Source organism: Hymenobacter sp., from assembly GCF_036387835.1.
Taxonomy (GTDB): domain Bacteria; phylum Bacteroidota; class Bacteroidia; order Cytophagales; family Hymenobacteraceae; genus Hymenobacter.
Genome location: NZ_DASVSY010000067.1, coordinates 71,976 through 78,066, shown reverse-complemented (window position 1 = coordinate 78,066; position 6,091 = coordinate 71,976). Strand labels below are relative to the sequence as shown.

At 57.7% G+C, this 6,091-nt stretch carries 4 protein-coding genes; 1 reads left to right on the top strand and 3 read right to left on the bottom strand.

The window, feature by feature from the left end:
* Nucleotides 1-28: 28 nt before the first annotated feature.
* Genes VF639_RS12815 through VF639_RS12805 form a run of 3 tightly spaced genes read right to left on the bottom strand, consistent with a single transcriptional unit; the run spans nucleotide 29 to nucleotide 4,460 of the window.
* Complete coding sequence (locus VF639_RS12815) at nucleotides 29-1,849, bottom strand: cytochrome-c peroxidase (RefSeq protein WP_331146306.1); 1,821 nt, start codon at nucleotides 1,847-1,849, stop codon at nucleotides 29-31.
* Nucleotides 1,846-2,745, bottom strand: a complete 900-nt coding sequence (locus tag VF639_RS12810; RefSeq protein WP_331146305.1) for a leucine-rich repeat domain-containing protein — start codon at nucleotides 2,743-2,745, stop codon at nucleotides 1,846-1,848. Before VF639_RS12810 ends, VF639_RS12815 begins: the two co-directional genes overlap by 4 nt.
* A 29-nt stretch (nucleotides 2,746-2,774) precedes the next feature.
* Nucleotides 2,775-4,460, bottom strand: a complete 1,686-nt coding sequence (locus VF639_RS12805) for an alkaline phosphatase PhoX (protein ID WP_331146304.1) — start codon at nucleotides 4,458-4,460, stop codon at nucleotides 2,775-2,777.
* Between the two features lie 167 nt (nucleotides 4,461-4,627).
* On the opposite strand from VF639_RS12805, the gene VF639_RS12800 reads away from it, so the two are divergent.
* Complete coding sequence (locus VF639_RS12800) at nucleotides 4,628-5,968, top strand: type IX secretion system plug protein (RefSeq protein WP_331146303.1); 1,341 nt, start codon at nucleotides 4,628-4,630, stop codon at nucleotides 5,966-5,968.
* Nucleotides 5,969-6,091 lie beyond the last annotated feature (123 nt).

The following is a 6,091-nucleotide window of genomic DNA, read 5'->3' as shown; positions in this document are numbered from 1 at the left end:
ACCCACCAAGCTGGAGCTTGGTGTTACTTCAATCCGCAACTCCCGGCGCGTCGCTCAACGACTTGATGAAGGCAATGATGGCCTGTTGCTCGGCCGCGCTTAGGTTTAGCCGGTTCTCGGCTAGGGTTTGGTTGGGCACTTCCAGGCCCATGCCCACGCCGCCGCCTTTGTTGTAGAAATCCAGGACCTGCTCCAGCGTCTGGTACACGCCGTTGTGCATGTAGGGCGCGGTGAGAGCCGCGTTGCGGACGGTGGGCGTTTTGAAGGCGTGCTTTTGGTGCATGATGCCGTAGAGCAGAAACTTGCCCTGGTCGGCGTCGAGCTTGGGGTGGAGGGTGTCGGCGGTAGCGGGCACGCCTAGTATTTCGCTTTCGGTTTTGTCGTAGAGGGGCGGCACGGTGCCGTTGAAGAGGGGCATGTAGTGGCAGGTACCGCACTGCGCCTTGCCCATGAACAGGTTGAAACCTAGGATTTCCTGCGAATTCAGTACGGCCGTGTCGCCGCGCAGGTACTGGTCGAAGCGGCTGTTGAGGCGCACCAGGGAGCGGACGTAGGCCGCCACAGCGCGGCGGATGTTGCGCTCCGTTATGGGTTGCTTCTCGGTGGTAAAGGCTAGGGCGAACAGCTTCGGGTAACCACCTTTTCTGCGAAGTAGGGCCGGGGCGGCGTTAAGCTGACCGCCCATTTCGGCTTTGTTGCTCACTACGGCGTGTACCTGGTCTTCCAAGTAGTGCACCCGGCTGTCGTAGAATTGGTCGGGTTGCAGGGCGGCGTTGAGCAGGGTGGGCGTATTGCGTTCCAGCGCGGCATCGGCCAGCAACGAGCTGTTCACCTTCAGGCCATCGGTGTAGGCCCGGCCGGGCACGTGGCAGCTGGCGCATGAGCGGCCTGCTTTGCCGGACAGCACTGGCTCTTTGAACAAGGCCTCGCCCAAAGCCAGCACGGCCGCTGTGGGGGCGGCGGCATCGGCGGGCGCAAAAAAGGCAGGGTCGAAGGCATCGGCTACGAAATAGCCACCCGCATCAGTCCGCACGGCACGCTTAGCGGCGACAAACGGAACATGCAGCTGCAGTTGTGCCTGGCGTAGCATTGCCAGGGTTGGGTTGAAGTAGCGCACAAAGAACCGGGCTCTATCGAAACTGTTGAAGTCCTGGTTGGGGGCAGCAACAACGGTGGCAGAGCGCTCTAGCTGCGCAACTAAAGTCTTCGGCACATCAAACATAACCAGCACTTCCCGGCTGGCTTTCAGCGTGACGGCTGCCTCGGGCAATGAGGCGTGCGCTGCCGGCGAATCGAAACCCGATACGCCCTTGGCAGCCAGTCGGTATAAATTGAGGCGTATAGCGTCGAATACTTCGGCGTCGGAGAAGGTTAGGTAAGGCGCTTGCTGCTCCAGGTGCCGCACTTGGGAGAGGAGGTTGTCGAGTTCCTGATGAACTAGGTCCCGGTTGGCGCGGTCGTCGGGGGTGGCATACACGTATTCTTCCAGCACCTGAAAGCCGGTGGGTGGAACAACTTCGCCGGGCTCGCCGGGCTCGGTTTCGGGTAGCGCCGCACCGTTGATGCGCGAGGCCGCGTGCGGGTAGTAGTACTCCACCGCAAACTCCAGATGCTTGTACTCCAGCCGACACGCCGCAAACTGCGCCCGCAGCGCTATAGTATCAACCTTGTAAGTGGTTTCCTGGAAGCGCGACAGGGTGGCGTGAAGCTGGCGGAGGTGGTTGCTGTAGTAGTCCTTTACTTGCTCGGTGGGCGTTTTGCGCAACGCTGCAAACGAGAACAGCAGCACCGCCAGCCCGAGCAGCAGCGGGCGGCCAACCACCTGAAACCTAAAGAAAGGACTGTTCATTGAAAAAAGAATTTTGCATTCGGTAGCGCAGCTTCTGCTTGCCGACGGGCTTCCGGCGTAAAGGCATTTCGCTTCACAATAACCGTTTTCAGCTTCTTTAGCTTCTCCACCGAACGAGGCAGCGCCGTCAGCTGGTTATCGTTGGCAATCAGCATTTCCAAGTTACCGAGCTTGCCGATGCTCTTGGGCAGGCTTTTCAGCTGGTTGCCCGATAAGATCAAAATCTTCAGCTCCTGACAGTCTCCGATGCTGGCTGGCAATTGCTCTAGCTGGTTGTTGCTGGCGTTTAGCTCCTGTAGCTTACTGAGCGTCCCAAGCTGAGGGGGTAAGGTTTGCAGCTTGTTGTCGTTGAGATACACGTAGCGCAACTCGCGCAGCTTGCTTACCGATGCCGGCAGGAAAAGCAACTGGTTGTGCGAGGTATCGAAGTACTGTAGCTGGGCCAGGTTGCCAAGCTGCTCCGGCAACGAGGCAAAGTTGTTCCAGGCGCACACCAGGTAGCGCATGCTGTCGAGGCCGCCGATGCTAGGGGGTAATTCGGTTAAAGAGTTCTGGTCGATTTGCAGCTGCCCGAGGCGGTGCAGCTTGCCAATGCTGGCTGGCAGATCCAGCAGGCTGTTCTTGTTCAGGAACAACACCCGTAAACTATCCAGCTGCGTGATGTCCTCGGGTAAGTGGCGCAAGTGGTTTTCGTGGGCGTAGAGGCGCCGCAGCCGCGACAGTTGCGCCACGTTAGGCGGCAGTAGCTCCAGGTTCTGGCCCCGTAGGTTTAGTTCCTGAATGCAGCCTGGCCTACTAAGTGCATCCGTTAAAGTAAAGGCCGCTGAAGTAGCACACGAAGCGGATTGGGCCAAACAACTGTTGCCCCGCAAAGCTTGCAGGGCAACAGTCAGCACTACTAGTAGTAGGATGATTCGGCTAGGCCTCACTGCTTAAGGAAAGGGCGAGTGGTGGAAGTGGTAGCGGTTTTGATAACCAGGTTGTAGTGGCCGCTGCGCAGCTTGCTAACGGGCACCTTCAGGTTGTTTTCGCCTTGGTTGAGTACCGCCGACTGCTCCCATACGCGGGCTCCTACGGTGTTGAACACTTGCAGGGTAGCAGCTTCTTTCTGACCATGGGTCAACTGGAGATTTAGCTCAGCACCCACCGGATTCGGATACACATCCGCTTTTGCCACTTCTTTCTGGCCATTTTTGGTGGCCAAAGGAACCCCTAGTACGCCTTTGCGGGCAATAACGATGGTGGTGGACTTATTGAATACAACGGGCTGACCAGCGGCGTCGGTTGTGGCGAGGGTGTTAGCCGGATCCGGGGCCTGAATAGAGATGAACATAAACTTTTCATCGGGCGACAAGGTCATACCGGTCGGCTCGCAGCCAGCGGGTGTTACGGCGAACAACTCTACGGCCGGGTTTGCCTGCGTGTGGCAAGGGCGCACCAGCCACACGTGGTTGCGGCCGCCATCCTGCAGAATATACAGGTTGCCCTGCGAGTCGAAGGTCAGGTTGTCGTTGCCGGTACCCCAGGGCTCCATTATCGTGCCGCTGCCGTAGTTGATAGCGTAGGTGCGGTTGGTGACACCCGGCGAGTTGCCGACGAATACGCCGAAGTTGCTGATGGTGGTGCCCGTCGTACCAGAGTCGGTGAAGCGGTACGTAGTGCCGGGGCCTTTCGCCGTGAAGTATATCTGGCCGGTTAGGGGGTTAATATCAACATCTTCCACACCGTTGAAGCTGGTTGCACCCAAAGCCAAGGCCGCGACAGTGGTGTTGTTGCACTCGGCAGGCGTGCTGTTCGGAACCGGAATCCAGGTGCCGCCAGTAGCCGTGGCAATGGGGCCATTGAGTTGCAGCACGTACAGGGTGCCGTTGGCAAGCTGACCAGCAGTATTAGCCACGTACTTATACACGAAGCTGTTGACGGCTCCATCGTCGGCACCTTCATACACCGTCCGGTTATCGGCGGCTACTACTACGTTTTCGTGCTTCATCCGGCCCATGCGCCAGATTTTGTCCGGCGTACCGTCGCCGTTTTGGTCGCGTACGGAGTGGGTAGCGGGGTTAATTTCCACGTTCCAGCCAAAATCGAAGTAGCCGTCCCCGTTGCTGTCGGTAACCTGACCCGCAGCCGTGGGCGTGTTTTCCTCGCAGGTGATGATGGTGTTCCAAGGCGTAACGCCGCCCGAGCAGTTGTTGTAGGTGCCAACTACAGGGCCGAAGTTTACCGGGTTTTTGGCCGTTACATTCCACAGCCGAGTAGCCGCGTTGAAATTCAAGTTCAACATGCTCACGCCCGAGGTAGCCGCCGAGGAACCTTCATGGTTGATAGACAGGTAGCCGTTGGTGCTGCTCGCATCAATGGGAACATAGCCGGTAAAGTCGAAAGCCTCCTTCACGTTGCCATCGGCTGGCGTCGAATAAGCGTTGCCCCCTTGCACCAACATCTGGAACGTATGGGTCGAGGGAATGCGCAAATCTTGCGGCTGCGTAGAAGGCATCACCGACGTGAACTGGCTGATGTAGTCGTTGGGGAGAGTAGGGCAGGTGGTCTGCGCCAAGGCTTGTCCGCCACCGAGCAAAGCAGCTAAAAGGAGGGTAGGAGTCTGTCTCATAGGATTCTTATGCTGTTAATTTAGGTCGCAATTTCGAGATGTACTATTTCTTCTGGTTTACGTCTATATTAAGGCTATATGAACTCGCGTTCAATAACGTTATCCTGCCAGCCTGCCCACTTTTTCTCCCTAGCTATAAATTGAAAGTTCGCGCTACATTCGCCCTTATGCCCCGCTACTCTTACCTCTTCCTCCTGCTGTTAATAGCTTCTGCCTGCGTTCCGCTTGGTACGCCCATCACCGACCCCAACGCTGCCCGCCGGCCTGCCGGAGCCGGCCAACAGCCCCCCGAGTACTACGCCGACCGTACCCTACGCTACCAAGACTACATCTACGACCCCAATGTGCGCTCTGTGCAGTGCTACGTGGCGTCGGGCAGTACCAATGAAATTTTTACGCCGCCCGTCGTGCCCATCACCCAGGAGCTGCCTATTACACTGGAGTTTGATGTGGTAGGCGAGCAAAGCCAGCGCCTCACGGCCAAGCTCCTGCACTGCGACGTCGACTGGAAACCTTCCATCCTCACGGACATGCAGTTCCTGAGCGAGATAAACGAGTTTCTATTTACCAATTACCGCACCTCCGTCAACACCAAAGTCCCGTATTTCCACTACCGCCTGCAAGTACCGCGGGTGAAGCTCTCGGGCAACTACCTGCTCGTAGTACAAGGCACGGGCGGCACACCGCTGCTGAGCCGGCGGCTACTGGTTTACGAAAACGGCGTGCAGATTTCTATGAAGCAAGGCATCCCGGTAGGCGGCACCGAGCGCTACACGTTGCAGCAAATCGACTTCGGAATTCGCTATAACTCGCAATTGGTAAATCCTGCTCAGGAAGTGAAAGTGGTGTTGCGCCAAAACTTCCGGTGGGACAACGCCAAGTATGGCCTGCGCCCCACCTTTGTGCGCGATGTTGACCGCCAACTCGACTACCAGTATTTCAACTTCGAAAACGCCTTTCCAGCGCTTGGCGAGTTTCGCTTCTTCGACCTCCGTACGTTCCGCTCGCTTGGCATCGGGGTGTCCCAGATCGACGCTACCGCCTCGCCCCGCACCGCGCTGCTCCAACTCGACGCTTCCCGGGGCACCCAGGCGTACTCTCAGTTCGCTGACATCAACGGCCAGCGCGTATTTGAGAGCCGTGAGTACGGCAACGGCGCCACCAACGCCGACTACCTCAACGTCACGTTTCAGCTGAAAGCCGAGCAGCCAGCCCCCGGCCCCGTCTACGTGCTCGGCGCCCTCACCGACTGGCAGTTCAAAGACGAGTTCAAGCTAACTTACAATCCCGAGACGCAGCTCTATACCGGCCAGGCGTTGGTCAAACAAGGCTACTACAACTACATCTACGCCACCCAAACCCCGCTAGGCCCCAACAGTGTCGTATGGGAGGGCAGCCACCAGGAAGCCGAAAATCAATACGATCTGCTCGTGTATTATCGTCCGCCCGGCACCCGCGCCGATTTGCTGATTGGCTACCAGTCCCTGGACGTAAATCAGCGGCCATAAAAGAGGCCGCCAAACGTCAATTTCTAGGTTGTTGCTACCGCCGTGGTATAAGCTGGCACGACAATGGGTATGTAGTTAGGAAGCCAGCAAGCTGGCCGCGTAACCTTTGCGTAGCTGAGGTTC

Bases quoted from the DNA above. Each gene is read 5' to 3' on its own strand.
- VF639_RS12800 (WP_331146303.1), top strand. From the start codon at position 4,628: ATGCCCCGCTACTCTTACCTCTTCCTCCTGCTGTTAATAGCTTCTGCC.
- VF639_RS12805 (WP_331146304.1), bottom strand. From the start codon at position 4,460: ATGAGACAGACTCCTACCCTCCTTTTAGCTGCTTTGCTCGGTGGCGGA.
- VF639_RS12815 (WP_331146306.1), bottom strand. From the start codon at position 1,849: ATGAACAGTCCTTTCTTTAGGTTTCAGGTGGTTGGCCGCCCGCTGCTG.